The 21,015-nt window shown below is 59.5% G+C and carries 16 protein-coding genes and 1 pseudogene; 8 read left to right on the forward strand and 9 right to left on the reverse strand.

Translation table 11 applies throughout. From position 1 onward, the window contains the following. The first annotated feature begins 5 nt into the window (after window positions 1-5). A complete protein-coding gene (locus ACA044_RS04135; protein WP_497445266.1) occupies window positions 6-1,745 on the forward strand; it encodes a PTS fructose-like transporter subunit IIB in 1,740 nt (579 codons plus the stop codon). Window positions 1,746-1,918: 173 nt separating this feature from the next. Here ACA044_RS04135 and ACA044_RS04140 read toward each other — a convergent pair whose 3' ends face one another. Both ACA044_RS04140 and ACA044_RS04145 read right to left on the reverse strand, forming a co-directional pair. After that, window positions 1,919-2,167, reverse strand: coding sequence for a bacteriocin immunity protein (locus ACA044_RS04140; protein ID WP_497445267.1), 249 nt, complete (start codon window positions 2,165-2,167; stop codon window positions 1,919-1,921). Next, window positions 2,164-3,501: a pyocin-S2/colicin E7-DNase domain-containing protein gene (locus ACA044_RS04145; protein WP_497445268.1), complete on the reverse strand. Its 1,338-nt coding sequence runs from the start codon at window positions 3,499-3,501 to the stop codon at window positions 2,164-2,166. Before ACA044_RS04145 ends, ACA044_RS04140 begins: the two co-directional genes overlap by 4 nt. A gap of 512 nt (window positions 3,502-4,013) precedes the next feature. Here ACA044_RS04145 and ACA044_RS04150 point away from each other — a divergent pair. After that, a pseudogene (locus ACA044_RS04150) lies at window positions 4,014-4,374 on the forward strand (DUF6124 family protein). 185 nt (window positions 4,375-4,559) lie between these two features. Next, complete coding sequence (locus tag ACA044_RS04155; protein ID WP_497445269.1) at window positions 4,560-6,101, forward strand: alkaline phosphatase D family protein; 1,542 nt, start codon at window positions 4,560-4,562, stop codon at window positions 6,099-6,101. 191 nt (window positions 6,102-6,292) lie between these two features. Here ACA044_RS04155 and ACA044_RS04160 read toward each other — a convergent pair whose 3' ends face one another. Both ACA044_RS04160 and ACA044_RS04165 read right to left on the reverse strand, forming a co-directional pair. Then, window positions 6,293-8,821 (reverse strand): PepSY domain-containing protein, encoded by a 2,529-nt coding sequence (locus tag ACA044_RS04160; RefSeq protein WP_497445270.1) that lies wholly within the window; start codon window positions 8,819-8,821, stop codon window positions 6,293-6,295. 292 nt (window positions 8,822-9,113) lie between these two features. Continuing rightward, window positions 9,114-11,372, reverse strand: coding sequence for a TonB-dependent receptor (locus tag ACA044_RS04165; RefSeq protein WP_497445271.1), 2,259 nt, complete (start codon window positions 11,370-11,372; stop codon window positions 9,114-9,116). Between the two features lie 206 nt (window positions 11,373-11,578). On the opposite strand from ACA044_RS04165, the gene ACA044_RS04170 reads away from it, so the two are divergent. Genes ACA044_RS04170 through ACA044_RS04185 form a run of 4 tightly spaced genes read left to right on the forward strand, consistent with a single transcriptional unit; the run spans window position 11,579 to window position 13,644 of the window. Continuing rightward, complete coding sequence (locus ACA044_RS04170; RefSeq protein WP_497445272.1) at window positions 11,579-12,259, forward strand: Fe2+-dependent dioxygenase; 681 nt, start codon at window positions 11,579-11,581, stop codon at window positions 12,257-12,259. Window positions 12,260-12,316: 57 nt separating this feature from the next. Further along, on the forward strand, window positions 12,317-13,048 hold the full coding sequence (locus ACA044_RS04175; protein ID WP_497447162.1) for a tetratricopeptide repeat protein: 732 nt from the start codon (window positions 12,317-12,319) through the stop codon (window positions 13,046-13,048). Between the two features lie 57 nt (window positions 13,049-13,105). Next, window positions 13,106-13,369: a CopG family ribbon-helix-helix protein gene (locus tag ACA044_RS04180; protein WP_095055156.1), complete on the forward strand. Its 264-nt coding sequence runs from the start codon at window positions 13,106-13,108 to the stop codon at window positions 13,367-13,369. After that, window positions 13,369-13,644: a type II toxin-antitoxin system RelE/ParE family toxin gene (locus tag ACA044_RS04185; protein ID WP_497445273.1), complete on the forward strand. Its 276-nt coding sequence runs from the start codon at window positions 13,369-13,371 to the stop codon at window positions 13,642-13,644. The genes ACA044_RS04180 and ACA044_RS04185 overlap by 1 nt, the downstream gene beginning before the upstream one ends. Window positions 13,645-13,726: 82 nt before the next feature. Here the strand turns inward: ACA044_RS04185 and ACA044_RS04190 are convergent, their stop codons facing one another. From ACA044_RS04190 to ACA044_RS04210, 5 genes are all read right to left on the reverse strand, one after another. Next, window positions 13,727-14,890 (reverse strand): type III PLP-dependent enzyme, encoded by a 1,164-nt coding sequence (locus ACA044_RS04190; RefSeq protein ID WP_497445274.1) that lies wholly within the window; start codon window positions 14,888-14,890, stop codon window positions 13,727-13,729. Window positions 14,891-15,343: 453 nt separating this feature from the next. Next, window positions 15,344-16,501, reverse strand: coding sequence for an osmoprotectant ABC transporter ATP-binding protein OsmV (locus ACA044_RS04195; protein WP_497445275.1), 1,158 nt, complete (start codon window positions 16,499-16,501; stop codon window positions 15,344-15,346). After that, window positions 16,498-17,151, reverse strand: a complete 654-nt coding sequence (locus ACA044_RS04200) for an ABC transporter permease (protein WP_497445276.1) — start codon at window positions 17,149-17,151, stop codon at window positions 16,498-16,500. Before ACA044_RS04200 ends, ACA044_RS04195 begins: the two co-directional genes overlap by 4 nt. Window positions 17,152-17,163: 12 nt before the next feature. Beyond that, on the reverse strand, window positions 17,164-18,057 hold the full coding sequence (locus ACA044_RS04205; RefSeq protein WP_497445277.1) for a glycine betaine ABC transporter substrate-binding protein: 894 nt from the start codon (window positions 18,055-18,057) through the stop codon (window positions 17,164-17,166). A gap of 20 nt (window positions 18,058-18,077) precedes the next feature. Next, a complete protein-coding gene (locus tag ACA044_RS04210) occupies window positions 18,078-18,794 on the reverse strand; it encodes an ABC transporter permease (protein WP_192417399.1) in 717 nt (238 codons plus the stop codon). 489 nt (window positions 18,795-19,283) lie between these two features. Here ACA044_RS04210 and ACA044_RS04215 point away from each other — a divergent pair, with 489 nt between their 5' ends. Further along, entirely contained in the window at window positions 19,284-20,867 is a 1,584-nt protein-coding gene (locus ACA044_RS04215; RefSeq protein ID WP_497445278.1) for a peptide chain release factor 3, read from the forward strand. Window positions 20,868-21,015 lie beyond the last annotated feature (148 nt).

Raw genomic sequence — 21,015 nt, forward strand, 5'->3', positions numbered from 1 at the left:
TTGCAATGAAATTAGCCATTGTTACGGCCTGCCCGAACGGCATGGTCACCAGTGTGCTGTGTGCTCGTCTGCTCGATGCAGCCGCCCAGCGTCAGGGCTGGAGCACCAGTGTCGAAGTCGTTGACGCAGCCCATCCGGAACGCCAACTGTCGGCCGCGATCATCGAAGCCGCCGAGTGGGTGTTGCTGGTCACCAGCGCGCCTGTGGATATGTCGCGGTTCGTCGGCAAACGGGTATTCCAGAGCACTCCGGCCCAGGCCCTGCAAGATGTCGAAGCGGTGCTGCGGCGTGGGGTGGAGGAAGCCGAGGTTTATGTCGCGCCCGAAGCCGCGGCCGAGCCTGCTGCGGTCGCTAAAAGTGCGCCGCGCCTGGTGGCCGTCACTGCGTGCCCGACCGGCGTCGCCCACACCTTCATGGCCGCCGAAGCCTTGCAACAAACAGCCAAGCGTCTGGGCTACGACCTGCAAGTGGAAACCCAGGGCTCGGTCGGCGCACGCAACCCACTCAGCGCAGCGGCGATTGCCGATGCCGACGTGGTGCTGCTGGCAGCAGACATCGAAGTCGCCACCGAGCGGTTCGCCGGCAAGAAAATCTACCGCTGTGGTACCGGTATTGCCCTGAAACAGGCCGAAGCAACGCTGAACAAAGCCCTGGCCGAAGGCAAGCAGGAAAGCGCTTCGACCGGCGCCAAAGGCTCGGCCAAACAAGAGAAGACCGGCATCTACAAACACCTGCTGACCGGTGTGTCGTACATGTTGCCGATGGTGGTGGCGGGCGGTCTGATGATCGCCTTGTCCTTCGTGTTCGGCATCACCGCGTTCAAGGAGGAAGGCACGCTCGCGGCTGCGCTGATGCAGATCGGCGGCGAGACCGCGTTCAAACTGATGGTGCCGCTGCTGGCGGGGTACATCGCCTACTCGATCGCCGACCGCCCGGGCCTGGCGCCGGGGATGATCGGTGGTTTGCTGGCGAGCACCCTGGGCGCCGGTTTCATCGGCGGGATCATTGCCGGTTTCATCGCCGGCTATGCGGCCCAGGCGATCAATCGTTATGCGCGTTTACCGCAGAGCCTTGAGGCGCTGAAACCGATCCTGATCATCCCGTTGCTGGCGAGCCTGTTCACCGGTCTGGTGATGATCTACGTGGTCGGCAAACCGGTGGCCGGGATGCTCGCGGGGCTCACGCACTTCCTCGACAGCATGGGCACCACCAACGCCATCCTGCTGGGTGTGCTGCTGGGTGGCATGATGTGCGTCGACCTCGGCGGGCCGATCAACAAGGCGGCTTACGCATTTTCGGTAGGGCTGCTGGCGTCACAAAGTTATGCACCGATGGCCGCGACCATGGCTGCCGGCATGGTGCCGCCGATTGGCCTGGGCATCGCCACGTTCATTGCCCGACGCAAGTTCGCCCAGACTGAACGCGAGGCCGGTAAAGCGGCGCTGGTGCTCGGGTTGTGCTTTATCTCCGAAGGGGCGATTCCGTTTGCCGCCAAAGACCCGCTGCGGGTGATTCCGGCGAGCATCGCCGGCGGCGCGCTGACCGGCGCGTTGTCGATGTACTTCGGCTGCAAACTCATGGCGCCACACGGCGGCTTGTTCGTGATGCTGATTCCGAATGCGATCAACCATACGCTGTTGTATCTGCTGGCGATCGTGGCCGGGAGTCTGCTGACGGCGGTGACGTATTCGGTGCTCAAACGGCCTGAAACGGTGGAGTTGGCGCTGGAGCCGGCCAAGGCTTAAAAGCAAAAATCGCAGCCTTTGGCAGCTCCTGCCCGGGATGGTGTTCAACCGTGATATTGCGGTGTACATCGAATCTGTAGGAACTGCCGAAAGGCTGCGATCTTTTTTCCTGTCACCTCGATATCGAGCCAGGTCGGCGGCTTTCCTCTTGGGCATGACTTCAGTTTTTGGGTTCAGTCTCTAAATCCCGGCAGGCCCTGAGCTACACGCCATTTCTTCACTGTTTGTGCGATCCCTTCAGCTGATTCATCAGAACCTTTTTCGGGGTAGAAAATTAGATCCGACCCAGCGGGATGTTCACTCATATCTTCAAAATGGAATACCAGCCTGTCTATTTCCTTCTCCGTTCCATCATGGCTGATGATGCTCTGCAACAAGGCCACGAACTCACTCTCTGTGTAGTCGCTGAATTTGCTTTTCATAGTTTCTGCTTATCTTCCTTGTGGATTTCAATGTGTCGTTTTGGCGTCATTACACAAAGGTTGTCTACATCAAAAACAGCGCCGCCATGCTGGATATGTTCAATGTGATGTAGTTCGTAGCGAGCATTTCCTCCATTGCGTTCAGTTTTCGGTGCAAATGGCGAGTTACCACTCAGTAAGAAGCTTTGGTTACTGGCTTTGAACTGGCTAAGTAGCTCGGGATCATGTCCTACGGTAGTCCAAAACGTTGCCCTGAAAGCGTCGAAGTCCCTAAACGTTTGTCCTCTTAACTGATCCGCAATCCGTGTTGGAATGGGGGCGCCTAACCCGGTGCCAGCCCCAGCAAGCCAGATTCCCGACACATCCTCGCCCACCCCCGTAACCCCACCGGGTTCAAACCGGGCATTGAGCACGATGTAGATCGGCTCAAGCCCCGCATCCGCAGGGAACCAGATGATCGCGTCCTGATACTCGGGTGGATGCTCCGGGTTCACCAGGGCCTTGTTGGCCTGCTCGGTGGGCGGATACACCCATATCGTCGGCAGGGGCGGGGCGCCTTCGAGGGCCGGGATGCGCGGTACGTCGTCGGGATTCGCTGCGGGCGTCCAGATCAGGCCGATGCCGTTGCCGAGGTCGGCGACGAATGTTTCGCCCTCCCGGGTGGTCTTGATGACCGGGACAAGTTCCCAGTCTTTTTTCCCGCCGGTGTAGAAGCCGTAAGCGTTGACGGAGCCGTCCGGCAAGGTCTTCACGTTGATGCGCACCCGGGTTCGACCGGTATCCAGCTCTGCGTATTGTTCTGTTTTGTAGAAGGCACTGTCGGGGGCAAGCTGGGTGTTTGGCATCAGGAGTGCCACGGTCCCGACTGCTGCACTGGTTGCAACAGCTGTTGAGCCTGTCAGCAGACCGAGGGCAAGCGAACCGCCGAGACGCTGGGCCAGGGCGTTGCCCGTGGCCGAGCCAGCCACCCATTTGAGCGGTATGCCTTCGGTGGTAATCGCCGCACCAGTGCCGAGTACGGCCCAGGCCCCGTAGTTGGCCAGTCTCTCGACCGGGACAAACCCGGCGGGGTTGTGGTGATTGATGACGCCGTCAGGGAGGTTGCAGCTCTTGGCGAACACGCAACCCTTAAGCTGCGAATCGGGCTGTGTGTTGAGTGCGTCCTGTTGTTTTTGATGCATCTCCCAGCGTGCGTTGGCGTCCAGTTCATTTTTTAGGTTGATGGCGGCTACCGCTGCACCGGCGTCCTGGAAGGCTTGTAGCTGCTCCTTGGTGGGTTGTTGCCTTGGGATGGGCAGAAAGTCCGGGGTGTCCGGGAAACCGAGCTTTTTCATCAGCGCTTCTTGTTCGTCTGGGTTCGCCTTGAACCTACTGAAAGGCTCAGGGGCTGGCGTTAGGACGTTTCCCAAAAGCGGTGCTGAAATTTCCTATTTCATGTTGTTGCAGGGGGAAGAAGGGCCATTGCTCGGGGTCAGCTGTGGCCCGGTAAATGGCGCCGGGAGCCGCGATCTTTTGCATCAAAATGGGGGTGTCCTGAGGGCTACACGATCTTGCGTCGTTGCCTACACCTGCGCCAGAATCCGCCGGCTTGTGCGCCTTGGACGCCCTCGGTAACTTGATTCCCGTCACTGATTCCCAGTGATCGGGTTTAGTAGCCCGGAAGGTTACGACGGTTGCATAAGTATCATCTTGTCAGGTGTTCGCCTGCACTTGATGGTGGCTGTGCGCATGGCGCCCTTGGGCGCGCCGGTTTCGTTTCCTTCCCGGTCTACTAACTTGCGCACAGCCGCCACCCCCTTCGTTTAGTAGCGAGACGGTTGCGGCTCTACTACTGAAGGAAACACATATGTTCAAGGCAACACCCAACCCGTCGGACACCGATCCGGCATCCTCATCTGAAAACATCGACCCAAAAAAACTGCACGAAGCTATCGAGCGTGCCCTCGTTCATTACCTCAAATCGCCCGTCCTCCAGGACACCCCACGCAAACCCAGTACCCTGTACGTCATTGCCCCCGAGATCGATAGCGAAACCCTGCTGGCCAACGCCTGTGAGTCACTGGCCTCGGCGAGCGTGATGCTCAGTGATTTCGCGGGGTTGATGGAGGGAACACATCGCAACACCCTGTTGGGGGATTCAACAAGTGGTCATGCTCGGTGAGCTGGCGGTGAATCGGGCGCTGGATAACCTCGATCCGCCCGGCTAGATCGCCAAACCCTGTGGGAGCGGGCTTGCTCGCGAAGGCGGTGTTTCAGGCAACGATGATGTCGACTGGCACGACCTCTTCGCGAGCAAGCCCGCTCCCACAGGGATCTGCTGCATCGGCAGATTTTTGTGTCATACCTGATTCACACGGCCATGCTTAAGTTTTCCTTTTTCAGGGAGAACACCATGAGCGAATTCGACCTCGGCCGCCGTCGTGTCATGCAAGCCGTTGGCGCCGGGCTGTTGCTGCCAGGCCTGGCCCCGGCGGTGATCGCTTCGGTCAAGGATCGGCCGCAACTCACCGATGGCGTGCAGTCCGGCGATCTATTGGGCGACCGGGCGATGATCTGGAGCCGTAGCGACCGTGCGGCGCGGATGGTGGTGGAGTGGGACACGCGCAGCCTGTTCAGCAACCCTCGTCGATTCGTCTCGCCATTGGCCGATGCCCGCACCGACTTCACCGCCCGGGTCGAACTCACTGGCCTGCCCGTCGATCAGGCGATTTTCTACCGCGTGACTTTCGAAGACGCCCAGAGCGGAGTCGCCAGTGAACCCTGGTTCGGTCATCTGCGCAGTGTGCCAACCGCTCGGCGGGATATTCGGTTCGTCTGGAGTGGCGACACGGTCGGCCAGGGCTTTGGCATCAACCCGGACATCGGTGGCATGCGCATCTACGAAGCCATGCGTATGCGCCTGCCGGACTTTTTTATCCACAGCGGCGACACCATCTACGCCGACGGCCCGGTGCCAGCGCAACTGACCACCGAAAGTGGTCGGGTATGGCGCAATCTCACCAGCGAAGCCAAGAGCAAAGTCGCCGAAACCATCGACGAGTATCGCGGCAATTACCGCTACAACCTGATGGACGAAAACCTCCGCCGCTTCAACGCCGAGGTCCCGCAAATCTGGCAGTGGGACGACCACGAAGTGGTGAACAACTGGTCGCCGGGCAAGCAACTGGATGAGCGCTACAAGAGCAAAGATGTCCACAGCCTGATGGGCCGCGCGCGGCAGGCCTGGCTGGAATACGCACCGATGCGCCTGCAGAGCGCCGACGGTGGTGGACGAATTTATCGCAAGCTGAGTTATGGGCCGCTGCTGGATGTGTTCGTGCTCGACATGCGCAGTTATCGCGGCGCCAATGATGACAACCTGGGTGCCGCCAAACCGTTTCTCGGCCGAGAACAATTGGACTGGCTCAAGCGTGAATTGAAAGGCTCCCAGGCCCAATGGAAAGTCATCGCCGCCGACATGCCCATCGGTCTCGGCGTGCCGGACGGTGAAGTCAGTCCCGGCGTGGCGCGTTGGGAAGCGGTGGCCAACGGTGATCCGGGCCCGGCTCAGGGCCGTGAAGTGGAAATTGCTGAATTGCTCGGTTTTCTGCGGGCGCAGCAGGTGCGCAATTTCGTCTGGCTGACGGCGGATGTGCATTACTGCGCGGCGCACCATTACCACCCGGACCGCGCGGCGTTTCAGGACTTCGAACCGTTCTGGGAGTTTGTTGCGGGGCCGCTGAATGCGGGGAGTTTCGGGCCTAATACGCTGGATAAAACCTTCGGTCCCGAAGTGGTGTTCGAGAAAGCACCACCGGCGCAGAACACCTCACCGTTTGCCGGGTTTCAGTTTTTTGGCGAGGTGAATATCGATGGGCAGAGCGGGGAGCTGAGTGTGGTGTTGCGGGATCTGGATGGGGTGGAGGTGTTTGAGCGCAAGTTGCAGCCGGTGTGAGGCTGGCAACTATCGTTTGAGCGGACACCGGACGAATAGATGTGGGAGCGACCTGTGGCGAGGGGGCTTGCCCCCGTTTGAGTGCGTAGCACTCACACGATCTTTGGTACATCAGAGATTTTGGGGCCGCTTCGCAGCCCAACGGGGGCAAGCCCCCTCGCCACAGGTCGCTCCCACAGGGATCAAGGGTGTCAGTAGACGTCGCGGCGGTAGCGGCCTTGTTCGATCAGGCGGTCGACTTCTTCAATGCCCAGCAATTCGTTGAGCACGTGATCCACCCCTGAAGCCATCCCCTGCAAGCTGCCGCAGATGTAAATCACGGCGCCATCGGCCAGCCATTTTTTCAGCTCACCGGCAGACTCGCGCAGGCGATCCTGCACATAGATCTTCTCGGCCTGATCCCGGGAAAATGCCAGGTCCAGTCGTTCCAGATCCCCGGCAGTCAACCATTCCTCAAGCTCTGCGCGACACAAGTAATCGTGCTCGCGATTACGCTCGCCGAACAGCAGCCAGTGACGCTGCTGCCCGTCGGCTATCCGCGCCTTGAGCAAACTGCGCAACCCGGCCAGCCCGGTGCCGTTGCCCAGCAGGATCATCGGCACCGGTTCGTTCGGTAGATGGAAACCACTGTTGCGTCGCACCCGCAAACGGATGCTGCTGCCCACGGGCGTGTATTCGGTCAACCAGCCGGAACCGACGCCCAAGCGGCCGTCGGCATGCAGTTCCTGGCGCACGATCAACTCCAGCACGCCGTCGGCGGCGATCGAGGCGATGGAGTATTCGCGCATGGCCAACGGCACCAGGGCGTCCGCCAGCGCTTGCGCGTGCAGGCCGACCAGATGGGTGCGGTTCTCGGGCAGTTGGCGGCTGGCGAGGGCTTGTTCCAGCGTTTGCGACAGGCCATCGAACTCAACCGTTGCCCGACCATCGATCCCCAGGCCGTCGAGGAAATGCTCGATGGCCCACGGACAATTGCGCGGCAGCACTTCCACCAGATCACCGGCCAGCCAGCTGCTGGTGGTGGGGGCGCTGAGGCCGAGCAAGTACACGGGTGAACCGCTGCTGTCCGGGTTCATCAATTCGCGGCGGGTCAGGGTCCAGTTGTCGTAGCTTGGCGCTTGCCAGGTGTCGACCGGCGCCTGGCCAGTCAACAGACCGAGTTGCTGTTGCCAGTGACGCAGGGCGTAAGGGTCGCCGCTGTCGACTTCCACCGGGGCAAACAAGGTCTTGCCGCCGTGCTCGCCCAGCCAGGTGTGTAAGCGGCGGGCGAAGCCGCAGAAGTGTTGATACTGGCGGTCACCGAGGCCGAGCACGGCATAGTTAAGGCTGTCGAAGCTCAACGCCCGGCCTAGCACTTTGCGTTCGAATCCTCGGGCGCTGTCGGGCGCTTCACCGTCGCCGAAGGTGCTGACCACAAACAACGCGTTGCTGGAATCCTGCAGGTCTTGTTTGCTGACATTGGCCAACGGTTGAACCTTCACCGGCAACCCGGCGGCCTGCAATTGTCCGGCGGTCTGCCAGGCGAGCTGTTCGGCGAATCCGCTCTGACTGGCGAAGCCGATCAGCCATGCCGGCGCGTCGCTGCCCGGTTGCGCGAGGCCTTTGCGGGCGTCCTTGATCTGACGTTTCTTGCGTCGACGATCCAGGTACAGCAACCAGCCAGTGATGAAAAACAGCGGCATGGTTAGTGCGGCGATTGTCAGGATAATCCGCCCGATCATCCCGAAATAACTGCCGACGTGCAGCGCATAGATGCTGGTCAGCAGTTGCGCCTTGAGGCTCTTGTCGCTGTAGCGGTCATGACGGCTGACGATGCCGGTCGCCGGATCGAGGGTGAGCTGGTTCCGTGCCTGGTCGTGAGGTGAGTTCTTCAGCAGGTAGAACACGGTTGCCGGTTGCCCGGCCACGGGCGGCATACGAACGTTATAGGACGAAAGACCAGGGCCGGCGGCGCTATAGATGCTGCTCCATATCGCAGCGTAATCGGCAGTGGGGGCCGGGCCGCTTGGCGCAGGACCGCGACCACTGCGCACTCGTTCGTTCTGCGGCGAGTCGGAAAGCAGCCGGGTCAGGCCTTTGTTGTACCACTCGTACGACCAGGACAACCCGGTCAGCGCCGCCAAAAGATAGAACACCAGGCACCAGGTACCGGCCACCGAGTGCAGATCCCAGTTGAAGCTGCGGCCCTTTTTATTCCAGTCCAGGGTCAGCCAGGCGCGCCAGTTTTTCCACTGGCGCGGCCAGCGCAGGTACAGGCCGGACAGACAGAAGAACACCAGAATCAGCGTACAGGCGCCGGTGATCTGCCGGCCGATGTCGCCTATGGCCAGGACCCGGTGCAGTTGCAGCATCAGGCCAAAGAAATCCTGGCCCGTGACGTCGCCCATGAACTCGCCGGTGTACGGGTCGAAGTACCGCATCGGCCCGCGACGTTCACCGGGTGGCGCGGTGAAGATCACCCGCGCGGCGTTGCCGCTGTCGGTCTCGACCCAGAGCATCGAGACTGTCTTGCCCGAAGCTCCTTCGATTTTCTCCACCAGTTCGGCAGGCGGCAGTACGCCGGCAATCTGCTTCTCGACGTGCAGCACAGAGGGGTTCAGCGCCCGCAGGATTTCATCCTGGAACGATACCGCAGCCCCGGTGATGCCCATCAGGGCCAGGACCAGTCCGGCGCTGATGCCGAAAAACCAGTGCAACTGGAACAGGGATTTCTTCAACACGTCGCTCGCCTTGTTCGTTCAAAAGTCATCATCACGGCGCGCATTATGCCGTGAGTTGTCGAGAAGCATTCTTTTTTACACACAAAAGCCCCGTTCACTTCGATGAACGGGGCTTTGGCCTAATGCCAGTCAGTTACGCCGCGGAACCTGTGGGAGCGGGCTTGCCCGCGAAGACGGCGGTACAGTCACCTTTGATGTCGCTCCATACACTGCTTTCGCGGGCAAGCCCGCTCCCACAGGGATTCTCGTTTAACTGACTGGCATTTGGGCTTTGGCCTTCACGCTTCTATTATCAGAAGTGGAAGTTGGCACTCAGCAGGGCGGTACGGCCCGCCGCCACGTGGGCGTAGTGGTTCTGGAGTATCTGATCGAAATAACGCTTGTCGGTCAGGTTCTGTACGTTGAGTTGCAGGTCGATGTTCTTGGTCAGGCGGTAGCTGGCCATCGCGTCGTAACGCCAGTAGGACGGGATCTCCACCGAGTTGGCGACGTTGCCGAACTGGGAATCGACGAAGGTCGCACCGGCACCGACGGTCAACTTGTCCGGCACCAGGTCGTAGGTCGACCAGAATGTGAAGTTGTTCCGTGGGGTGCTTGGCATGTGGTTGCCTTCATCGGCGGCGAGGGTGGTTTTGACCACTTCGCTTTCCATGTAGGTGTAGCCGCCGAAGATTCTCCAGTTACGGGTCAGCTTGCCGGTGTAGCCCAGTTCCAGGCCATTGACCTGCTGTTCGCCGTCCAGCACTTGAGTGGTGCCGCCGTCCGGATCGTTGATCCGCGCGTTGGTTTTCTCGGTACGGAACAGCGCGGCGGTCAGCGACAGATCGTCACCGAAGAAGTCCCACTTGGTGCCGATTTCGTAGTTGCGGTTCTTTTCCGGATCCAGACTGGCGTTGTTCGCTGCCAGTTCCAGGCCACCGTTGCCGCTGGTTTCGCCGGCCGGGTTGCTGGAGGTCGAGTAGGCCGCGTAGATGCTGCCGTTAGGCAACGGGTTGTAGACCACGCCGATCTGGTAGTTCACCAGGTCGCTGGTGTTCGCACGGGAGAAATCGTTCGCTGGCGCTGTGCTGCTGGCGTTGGCGTGGCCGCTGGATTCGACCTGGTAGTTGTCATAACGCAGGCCCAGGTTCAGGGACCATTGCTCGTTGAACTCCAAGGTATCGAACACGTAGGCCGCGGCGGTTTTGGTGTCGGTGTCAGTGAACGCGGTGCTGTCGGTGATCGTACCGTTCCAGCTATCCCCAGGCGTCGGGTTGTACAGGCTGGTGCAGTCGCCGGAGGTGAACAGGGCGCCGTTGCATCGGGTGCCGCTGGCGGTGGAGGTCAGGGTGTACGGGCGGTTGTGGGTGTCCTGATAGGAAAACTCCAGGCCGGTCACCAGGCTGTGCTCGATGGAGCCAGTGTTGAACTTGGCGCTCAGGTCGGTCTGGTTGATCCAGCCGCTGGACGTCGAGTTACGGCTCTTCGCGCCACGGTAAACGTTGCCATTGACCACGTTGCCCTTGCTGTCGTCCGGGTTGGTGACGATGTAGTCCAGGGTCGAATGGGACATGCGGAAGCTGTTCGATACGGTCAGGTCTTCATTCAGATCGTGTTCGATCTTGATGGTGCCGCTGTCATTGGTGGTCTGGCGAAAGTCGCGGCTGGTGAGGCCGTAGAAGTTGTCGCGGTCAACATTGGCCGGCTTGTCGACGTTGTACTTGCTGCGATTGGGACTCAAGGTCAACGGGATGCCGTAGTCGGGCATGTCGTCGGTCTCGACGTGGTAGTAGCCGACGGTCAAGCGGGTGTCGGTGCCCAGGCCGAAGGCGAAGGACGGTGCCACGCCCCAGCGACTGACGTCCACGGCATCACGGCCGGCGACGTTGGCTTCGTGCTTCATCAGATTCAGGCGGACGGCCGAGGTGTCGGTCATCTGCTGATTCAGATCGAGAGTGGTGCGCTTGGTCTGGTCCGAACCCCAGGTGAAGCCACCGTTATAGGCATTGCCCAGTTTGGCGGTCTTGCTCACCAGGTTCAGGCTGCCACCGGTGGAACCGGCGCCGGTGAAGGCTGAACCCGGACCTTTGCTGACTTCGACCGATTCAACGTTGAAAATCTCGCGGCTCTGGGACGCCGGGTCACGCATGCCGTCGATGAACACGTCGCTTTCGGCGTTGAAGCCGCGAATGATCGGACGATCGCCGGCCGGGTTGCCGCCTTCGCCGGCACCGAAGGTGATGCCCGGAGTGGTGCGCAGGGCGTCGACCAGGCTGGTGGCGCCGGTGTCGCGAATCACTTGTTGCGGGATCACGGTGACGCTTTTCGGCGTCTCGCGCAGTGGCGCGGTGTACTTCTTGGAGGCCGAGGTATCGGTCTTGTAGGAGGTGTCATCCTGCTCGCCCACAACGCTGGTCGCGTCCAGGGAAATCGCATTGTTGGGCGCTTTTTCGTCGGTCTTCTCGGCCGCGAAAACCATGTGGCCCGCAGAGCCGGCAGTGATCGCCACGCCGATTGCAGACGCGAGCAAACGCGGTGAACTGACCGTTAATTGTAGTTGTTGGCGTGACATGTGAATTCCCCTCCCCAAGGATTTGAGGTCGCGGAATATAGGGTAAACACGTATTTGTATCAATTGCGAAACGTTACTATTTGCGATGAATTTACATTCTTTACAATTTACCTTTACGGTTTTTGCAGTTTCATTCGTCGCTCGGGTTTTACACAGGCAATAAGAATCAATACCATTGGCGCCCCTTTGCCTTCAGGTGTCTTTACATGTTGCTGCACATTCCCGGCGTGTTCGCGAAAGAAGAAGTGCAGCGCATTCGTGAGGCCCTGGCGCAGACGGATTGGGCCGATGGCAAAATCACCGCCGGTTACCAGTCGGCGAAGGCCAAACACAATCTGCAGTTGCCTGAAGGGCATCCGTTGGCCAAGGAAATCGGTGCGGCGATGCTCGAACGGTTGTGGAAAAATCCGCAGTTCATGTCAGCGGCGTTACCGCACAAGGTTTTCCCTCCGTTACTGAACTGCTACACGGCCGGTGGCAGTTTCGACTTCCACATCGACAACGCCGTGCGTCAGCCCAAGGGCAGCATCGAGCGGGTGCGCACCGACCTGTCGGCGACGCTGTTCTTCAGTGAACCGGAGGACTACGACGGCGGCGAACTGGAAATCCAGGACACCTTCGGCACCCAGCGCGTGAAATTGCCGGCCGGCGACATGGTCCTGTATCCCGGCACTAGCCTGCACAAGGTCAACGCCGTTACGCGCGGCACCCGTTTCGCTTCGTTTTTCTGGACCCAAAGCCTGGTGCGTGAAGACAGTCAGCGCGCCTTGCTGTTTGAGATGGACGGGGCGATTCAGCAGTTGACCCAGGACATGCCCGACCATCCTTCACTGATCCGCCTCACCGGCACCTATCACAACCTGTTGCGTCGCTGGGTTGAGGTGTAAGTGTCGGACTTTCGTTTGCGCCGGGAGGAAATCCTCGACGGCGACCGCCTCAAAACCATGCTCGACGAAAGCCCGGCGCGCGCAGCCCAGGCGATTCTGATCGCCGCCCGTGAAGGCGTTCTCGATGCTCAGGCGTTTCTTGGGCAAATCTTGCTGGACGGGCGAGGGATTGAGTTGGATCAGCCGCTGGCTGTGCGTTGGTTCGACATCGCCGCCCAAGGTGGGCATTTGATGGCGCGCAACATGCTCGGCCGTTGTCATGAACATGGATGGGGTTGCATCGCCGACGCGACGATCGCCGCGGGGCATTATTGTGTTGCCGCTGAAGCCGGACTGGATTGGGCGATGTACAACTACGCCAATCTGCTGGCCACTGGACGCGGGGTGATAGAGGATCAGACGCAAGCACTGAATCTGTATCGGCAAGCAGCTGAATTGGGCCACGCGAAGTCGATGAACCTGGTGGGGCGTTATCTGGAAGAGGGGCGGGTTTACCCGGCAGATCCGCAAGCTGCCCGTGACTGGTATCGACGCTCGGCGGTCGGCGGGGATTTTCGTGGGCAATTCAGTTATGCCGCCGTTCTGGCGGATGAAGGGAACATCGACGAAGCGTTGGTCTGGCTGCGCAAGGCGCTGGCAGGTGGGAATCTGAACTTTTTGCGAGTGGCGAGCAAGGCACTGTTGAACGCGGTGAAGCCGCAAATTCGGGAAATGGCGACCCTCTATCATCAACGCTTCGTCCAGATGAGCGATGAACGGAGCGTATCTGGGGTTGTTGAGTTGGTTTAAATCACTATGATTGAAAACTAATCAAATCTCGTCAAATTGCTTCCTGGAGACGAAATCATGGCTGCAACCAAAGTCCTGACTGCCCATGTACCCATGGAGCTTGCTGATAAAGTCGATCAGATGGCTGCGAGGATGGAGCGTTCACGGGGCTGGATCGTGAAGCAGGCACTTGCCGACTGGGTAGATCTGGAAGAAGAACGAAGCCGACTTACCCGCGAGGCAATGGCTGACGTTGATGCTGGGCGGGTGATCGATCATCAGTCTGTCCAGGCTTGGGCAGACAGTTTGAGTACCGATAAGCCGTTGCCGGTACCTTACTGATGGAGTTGAAGTGGGCGAGTAAAGCGTTATCGGATCTCGCACGACTTTTTGAGTTTCTTGCGGTGGTCAATCGTCCTGCGGCAGCGCGTACTGTGCAATCTCTTACTCAGGCCCCCACATCCTTGCTCAGCAATCCGCGAATCGGGGAGCGAGTCGACGAGTTCGCGCCGCGAGATGTGCGACGACTTTTGGTTGGTCATTATGAGTTGCGGTATGAGATTCAAGGCTCCACGCTCTACGTACTTCGTCTATGGCATGTGCGGGAAGACCGATAGCAACTACCTCGACAGCTTGGAACGTCAGACACAAAAAAGCCCATGACACGTCATGGGCTTTTTGATTTCTGCGTGCAGCTTTTTACACGTAGAACGACTTCAGCGGCGGGAAGCCATTGAACTCAACAGCGCTGTAGCTGGTGGTATAAGCACCGGTCGACAGCCAGTACAAGCGATCACCGATCGCCAGGTTCAACGGCAAACCGTACTTGTAGTTTTCGTACATGATGTCGGCGCTGTCGCAGGTTGGGCCGGCGATGACCACTTCTTCCACTTCACCTTTCTTCTCGGTCCAGATCGGGAACTTGATGGCTTCGTCCATGGTTTCGATCAGGCCGGAGAATTTACCCACATCCGTGTACACCCATCGCTCAACGGCGGTACGGGATTTACGTGCCACCAGTACCACTTCACTGACCAGAATGCCGGCGTTGGCGATCAGCGAGCGGCCCGGCTCCAGGATGATTTCCGGCAAGTCGTCACCGAAGTCTTCCTTGAGGAAACGGATGATTTCTTCAGCGTAGGTTTCCAGGCTGTTGGTACGGGTGATGTAGTTGGCCGGGAAGCCACCACCCATGTTGATCAGCTTGAGGTGGATACCGTCTTCTTCTTTCAGACGCTCGAAGATCACTTTGACCTTGGCAATCGCTGCGTCCCAGACGCTGATGTCGCGTTGTTGCGAGCCAACGTGGAAAGAGATGCCGTAAGGCACCAGGCCCAGGTCGCGGGCGAGGATCAGCAGGTCCATAGCCATGTCGGTCTGGCAGCCGAATTTACGCGACAAAGGCCAGTCGGCCGTGGTCGAGCCTTCGGTGAGGATGCGCACATAGACTTTCGAGCCCGGAGCCGCCTTGGCGATGTTGCGCAGGTCGGCTTCGGAGTCGGTGGCGTACAGACGCACGCCCTTGTCGTAGAAGTAGCGAATGTCTTTGGATTTTTTGATGGTGTTGCCGTAGCTGATGCGATCCGCGCTGACGCCCTGGTTCATCACTTTGTCGAGCTCGTAGATCGACGCGATGTCGAAGTTCGAGCCTTTCTCTTTGAGCAGGTCGATGATTTCAACGGCCGGGTTGGCCTTGACCGCGTAGTAGACCTGGGCGAACTCGAAACCGGCACGCAGGTCGTCATAGGCCTGGCTGATCATCGCGGTGTCGATCACCACGAACGGGGTTTCTTGTTTGTCGGCGAAGGCCTTCATTTTCTGGAAGGTATCGCGCGCGAAATAGTCTTCGACGTTGATCGACATGCTGGGAACTCCTACTGGCAAACTGAAATTATCAATGGGTGCAAATGAACGTCCTCCGTATCCCCACTTTGGTTCGCCTACTTCCCAAGGCATGTCGCCGAAAGCAAAAAGGCCATGGGAGGCGGCGCTTCCCTTGGCCTTGCTGTCTCGTCGTCAGTACTTGAGCCGGATGGATCGTTTCCAGCATGGACGTTCGGCGCGAACTTTAGGGCGTGAGGAGCTCGAGATCAACAAAAAATGTCGCGTTTTTGCACGCTTCCGTCGTGCGGTCCCGGACAGCTACTGATGTAACCGACCTGCATGACAGTGTGATGTTCCCCGAATGAGGATTTTTGGAGGGATGTGCATGGCCTTTGTGGCGAGGGAGCTTGCTCCCGCTGGGCTGCGAAGCGGCCCCAAATTTGCGGCTGCTGCGCAACCGAGCGGGAGCAAGCTCCCTCGCCACAGGGTCGGTCAGACCAACGCAGCTTCCGCTGGCGAGACAATGCTGGTCTTGCCCCCACGGGACTTGCCGGAACTCAAATATTCGGCAATCGATTCCTGAGTCACCTCACCCAGGAACACCCGCTCGGCGTCCATCACTGGCAACCACGAGCGGTTGAACTCGTACATGCGCGACAGCAGGATGCGCAAATGCTCGTCGTATACCGCGGTGGCGTTGAACTCGCGCAGGTATTGCGTGCAGGTGCCGGTCTGGCGGTGCAGGTCGCGACGGCGCACGTAGCCCAAGGCCTTGTTCTCGGCACAGGTAACCACCACGTAACGACGGTCCAGTTCGTCCATCAACTCCAGCGCTTCGGCCACCGGGGTTTCCGGGCTCACCGACGGCGCGTTGTCCGCCGCGTCTTGCGCTTTGACCAGCAACAGACGCTTGAGGGTGCTGTCCTGGCCGACGAAGTTGCTGACAAAGTCATCCGCCGGGTGCGCCAGCAGCGTATCCGGGTGATCGATCTGTAGCAGTTTGCCGGCGCGGAAAATCGCGATCTTGTCGCCTAGCTTGATCGCTTCGTCGATGTCGTGGCTGACCATGATCACGGTCTTGTTCAGCGCCCGTTGCATCTCGAAGAATTCGTTCTGGATCATCTCGCGGTTGATCGGGTCGACCGCGCCGAACGGTTCGTCCATCAACAGCAGCGGCGCATCCGCTGCCAGCGCACGAATCACGCCGATCCGTTGCTGCTGGCCGCCGGACAATTCACGCGGATAGCGAGTCAGATACTGCTTGGGTTCGAGCTTGATCATGCTCATCAATTCGCGGGCGCGGTCGTGGCATTTCTGTTTGTCCCAGCCGAGCAGGCGCGGAACGATAGTGATGTTTTCCTCGATGGTCATGTTCGGGAACAGACCGATCTGTTGGATCACATAACCGATGTTACGGCGCAGGGTCACTTCGTCGAGGTCGGTGGTGTCTTCGCCGTTGATCAGGATCTTGCCCGAGGTCGGTTTGATCAACCGGTTGATCATCTTCAGCGTGGTGCTTTTGCCGCAGCCCGATGGCCCGAGGAACACACAGATCTCGCCTTCATTGACGGTCAGGCTTACCGAGTCCACGGCTTTCACATCTTTGCCGTTGCTTTGGAAGGTCTTGCTGAGGTTTTGAAGTTCGATCATTTCAGGAGTCCTTTTGGAGTCAGCGTGCGTTGCAGCCATTGCAGAAGCAGGTCGGCGAAGATGGCCAGGAGACTGACCAGCACGGCGCCGACGATCAGCATCGACATGTCGCTGCGGCTGATGGAAGCGAGAATGAGTACACCGAGGCCACCGGCGCCGATGGTCGCGGCGATGGTCATCACGCCGATATTCATGACCACGGCGGTGCGCACGCCGGCGAGGATCACCGGCACGGCGATGGGCAGTTCGACCATGCGCAAGCGCTGGCCGAAGGTCATGCCGATGCCGCGCGCGGCTTCGCGAATGCCAGGTTCCACGCCGGTCAAGGCGAGGTAGGTGTTACGCATGATCGGCAGCAGCGAATACAGAAACACTGCGGTGATCGCCGGCATCGGGCCCAGGCCCTGGCCGAATTTTGAGTAGAACGGCAGCAGCAGGCCGAACAGCGCAATCGACGGAACGGTCAGCAGCACCGTGGCGCTGGCTTGCAACGGGCCGGCGAGTGTCGGGAAGCGTGTCATCAGGACGCCCAGCGGCACGCCAACGAGAATCGCCAGGGTCACGGCAATACCGACAAGGGTGATGTGCTGCCCGGTCAGTTGCAAAACCTGCGGCCAGTCGAGATGGGAAAAGGCGTTCAGAAAATCCATGTCTTTTCCTCCTTAGTTCAGTGGATGCTGGCGCAGGAAATCGACGGCAACGGATGAAGGGCTTTCGTGATCGACATCAACCCGCGCGTTGAGCTGGCGCATGGTGGCGTCGTCGAACAGTTCGGCCAGTGGTTTGAGTTCTTCGGCAAGTTTCGGGTGGGCGTCGAGGTAGACCTGGCGCACCACCGGGGCGGCGGTGTAGTCGGGGAAGTAATGCTTGTCGTCTTCGAGCAACTTGAGCTTGAAGGCGTTCAAGCGACCGTCGGTGGTGTAGACCAGGCCGGCAAACACTTGGCCGTTGCGCAGGGCGGTGTAGACCAGCCCGGCATCCATCTGACGGATGTTGTTGCGGGTCAGGTTCATGCCGTAGAGGTCGACCATGCCGTCCAGACCGTCGGAACGGTTGGCGAACTCGGTATCCAGCGCCACCAGGTGATGGGTCTTCGCCTCAGCCTGCAGCACCGTGTTCAGCTCGCTGATGGTGTTGATTTGCGGGTAAGCCTTCGCGGTGCTTTCCGGCAGCGCCAGGGCGTAGGTGTTACTGAACTTCGACGGGGTCAGCCAGATCAGGCCTTTTTTCGCGTCGAGTTCTTTGACCTTGGCGTAGGACTGAGCGCTGTCGAGCTTGTCAGTGATGTGGTTGTAAGCCACCAACGATACGCCGGTGTATTCCCACATCAAATCCAGCTGACCACTTTCGTGGGCGCTGCGGGCCAGGTTGCTGCCCAGACCGCCGGTCACCTGAGTGTCGTAACCCTTGGTGCGCAGGTACTGGGAGGTGATTTCCGCCAGCAGGGTTTGTTCGGTGAACACCCGGGCGCCGATGCGGATCACGGGTTTTTCAGCGGCTTGGGCGATTCCTGCGAACAGCAGGGCGCAGCCTAAAAATAAGCATATTTTTTTCATAGATATTCCTTTGCCGAGGCTTAAGACGGGCGCAAGCCGCGTTCGAGCCAGAGGCGGCTGGCGAGTGTCACCAGACCGTCGAGCAGCAAGGCCAGCAGGGCGGTGCAGGCCGCGCCGAGCAGCAGTTGCGGCTGATTGTTCAAGGCGATGCCTGGGAAAATCAGGCTGCCCAGACTGTTGGCGCCGATCAGGAACGCCAGCGGTGCAGTCCCGACGTTGATCGCCAGGGCCACACGCACGCCACCGATGATGATCGGCACAGCGTTCGGCAGTTCGACGCGCCACAGCACCTGAGTCGGTGTCATGCCAATGCCGACGGCCGCTTCCTTGAGTGAACCCTGGACGTTTTTCAGCCCTTCATAGGTGTTGCGTACGATTGGCAACAGCGAGGCGAGGAACAGAGCGAAGATCGCCGGGCCGCTGCCGATGCCGAGGATCCCCAGGGCGATGGCCAATACGGCGAGTGGCGGCACGGTGTTGCCAATGTTGAAGATCTGCATGAAGCGTTCGGCGCGTCCAACCATGGTCGGGCGGCTGAGGAAGATGCCGGCGGGGATGCCCACAACGAGGGCGGCCAGCATGGAAACGAGGACAAGAATCAGATGAGCTTGCAGGTAAAACAACAAATCGTCGCGGTACTGTTCGATCGTGTTGATGCCAATCCAGTGGACCAGCAGGGCCAGAAGGGCGACGACAACCGCACCTCCTGTCAGCCCTTTGCCATAGCGAATAGCCACAGGCGGACTCCTTTTTTCTTTGTCGGCGGACGCAGTCCCGTGGGGCATGCCATTCCTGGCTGCCGGGATTATCAACGTTCGCGAGAAGCAGCTCTTCATGCTGATAAAACCGCATGAGATCAAGCCATAAGCGCAGCCTCGTCAGGCTAACTTGCTGATTTTTTCAGCCCCTGACGATGGGTCGTAACAGGGGAGTGGACGTCTCTACTGTTCAAAAGGTTCCCACGTAAGACTCTATTGGGCCACCCCGGTCGCCCCTCATCCCGTAGCAGCTGCCGAGCCTGCGAGGCTGCGTTCGGCGGCGCAGCCGTCGTAAAACCAGGCTCTGCGGTGTGTCAGATTGACCGCGGTTGGCGACTCTACGACGGCTTCGCCGCCGAACGCAGCCTCGCGGGCTCGGCAGCTGCTACAGGGCGAACGGTGGTCCGTAGATGTCGATTTGAGCTATACTCGCCGCCCTTTTTTGAATCACCTGCCAGGCGATTTCCCATGACCAAACAGGCCGCCGAAGTCGCGAAACGCCGCACTTTCGCCATTATTTCCCACCCCGATGCCGGTAAAACCACCATCACCGAGAAGCTCCTGCTGATGGGCAAGGCGATTGCGATTGCTGGTACGGTGAAGTCGCGTAAATCCGACCGCCATGCCACCTCCGACTGGATGGAAATGGAAAAACAACGGGGTATTTCCATTACCACGTCGGTCATGCAGTTCCCGTATCGCGATCACATGGTCAACCTGCTCGACACCCCGGGCCACGAAGACTTCTCCGAAGACACCTACCGCACCCTGACCGCGGTGGACTCGGCCTTGATGGTCCTCGACGGCGGTAAGGGTGTAGAGCCACGGACCATCGCGCTGATGGACGTCTGCCGTCTGCGTGACACGCCGATCGTCAGCTTCATCAACAAACTCGACCGTGACATCCGCGACCCGATCGAACTGCTCGACGAAATCGAAGCGGTCCTGAAAATCAAAGCGGCGCCGATCACCTGGCCGATCGGTTGCTACCGCGATTTCAAAGGCGTTTATCACCTCGCCGACGACTACATCATCGTCTACACCGCCGGCCACGGCCACGAGCGCACCGATGTGAAAATCATCGAGAAACTCGACTCCGACGAAGCCCGCGCGCACTTGGGCGACGAGTACGATCGCTTCGTCGATCAACTGGAACTGGTGCAGGGTGCCTGTCACGAATTCAATCAACAGGAATTCCTCGACGGCCAACTGACCCCGGTGTTCTTCGGTACCGCATTGGGCAACTTCGGTGTCGATCACGTGCTCGATGCCGTGGTCAACTGGGCGCCGAAACCGCTGGCCCGTGTCGCCAATGAGCGCACCGTGGAGCCGGTTGAAGAGAAGTTCGCAGGCTTCGTATTCAAGATCCAGGCGAACATGGACCCGAAACACCGCGACCGCATCGCCTTCATGCGTATCTGCTCCGGCAAATACGAAAAAGGCATGAAAATGCGCCACGTGCGCACCGGCAAGGACGTGCGGATCGGCGATGCGCTGACCTTCTTCTCCTCCGAGCGTGAGCAACTGGAAGAAGCGTTTGCCGGCGACATCATCGGTTTGCACAACCACGGCACCATCCAGATCGGTGACACCTTTACCGAAGGTGAAGTCCTGGGCTTCACCGGTATTCCGCACTTCGCTCCGGAACTGTTCCGTCGCGTGCGTCTGCGTGATCCGCTGAAATCCAAGCAACTGCGTCAGGGCTTGCAACAACTGGCTGAAGAAGGCGCCACTCAGGTGTTCTTCCCCGAGCGCAGCAACGACATCATCCTCGGCGCCGTCGGCGTGCTGCAGTTCGATGTGGTCGCCAGTCGCTTGAAAGAGGAATACAAGGTCGAGTGCTCGTATGAGCCGATCACTGTTTATTCCGCGCGCTGGATTGATTGCGATGATAAGAAGAAGCTCGAGGAGTTCCGGGTCAAGGCCGTGGAAAACCTCGCGGTCGACGGCGGCGGTCATCTGACCTACCTGGCCCCGACCCGGGTCAACCTGGCGCTGATGGAAGAGCGTTGGCCAGACGTGAAATTCCGTGCGACGCGTGAGCATCATTAAGCGTTGAGCGGTAACACCCAAAGCCCCGATGCGTAAGCCTCGGGGATTTTTTTTTGCCCTACTCGGTCAAAATGTGGGAGCGGCGGTGCGGCGATCCGACTTGCTCGCGAAAGCGGCCTTTCATTCAACATTGATGTCGACTGACCCG

It is taken from the genome of Pseudomonas sp. LBUM1673, assembly GCF_059695645.1.

Coding starts and splice junctions, on each gene's coding strand:
- ACA044_RS04135 (WP_497445266.1), top strand. CDS start 6: ATGAAATTAGCCATTGTTACGGCCTGCCCGAACGGCATGGTCACCAGT.
- ACA044_RS04140 (WP_497445267.1), bottom strand. CDS start 2,167: ATGAAAAGCAAATTCAGCGACTACACAGAGAGTGAGTTCGTGGCCTTG.
- ACA044_RS04145 (WP_497445268.1), bottom strand. CDS start 3,501: ATGAAAAAGCTCGGTTTCCCGGACACCCCGGACTTTCTGCCCATCCCA.
- ACA044_RS04155 (WP_497445269.1), top strand. CDS start 4,560: ATGAGCGAATTCGACCTCGGCCGCCGTCGTGTCATGCAAGCCGTTGGC.
- ACA044_RS04165 (WP_497445271.1), bottom strand. CDS start 11,372: ATGTCACGCCAACAACTACAATTAACGGTCAGTTCACCGCGTTTGCTC.
- ACA044_RS04170 (WP_497445272.1), top strand. CDS start 11,579: ATGTTGCTGCACATTCCCGGCGTGTTCGCGAAAGAAGAAGTGCAGCGC.
- ACA044_RS04175 (WP_497447162.1), top strand. CDS start 12,317: ATGCTCGACGAAAGCCCGGCGCGCGCAGCCCAGGCGATTCTGATCGCC.
- ACA044_RS04180 (WP_095055156.1), top strand. CDS start 13,106: ATGGCTGCAACCAAAGTCCTGACTGCCCATGTACCCATGGAGCTTGCT.
- ACA044_RS04185 (WP_497445273.1), top strand. CDS start 13,369: ATGGAGTTGAAGTGGGCGAGTAAAGCGTTATCGGATCTCGCACGACTT.
- ACA044_RS04190 (WP_497445274.1), bottom strand. CDS start 14,890: ATGTCGATCAACGTCGAAGACTATTTCGCGCGCGATACCTTCCAGAAA.
- ACA044_RS04195 (WP_497445275.1), bottom strand. CDS start 16,501: ATGATCGAACTTCAAAACCTCAGCAAGACCTTCCAAAGCAACGGCAAA.
- ACA044_RS04200 (WP_497445276.1), bottom strand. CDS start 17,151: ATGGATTTTCTGAACGCCTTTTCCCATCTCGACTGGCCGCAGGTTTTG.
- ACA044_RS04205 (WP_497445277.1), bottom strand. CDS start 18,057: ATGAAAAAAATATGCTTATTTTTAGGCTGCGCCCTGCTGTTCGCAGGA.
- ACA044_RS04215 (WP_497445278.1), top strand. CDS start 19,284: ATGACCAAACAGGCCGCCGAAGTCGCGAAACGCCGCACTTTCGCCATT.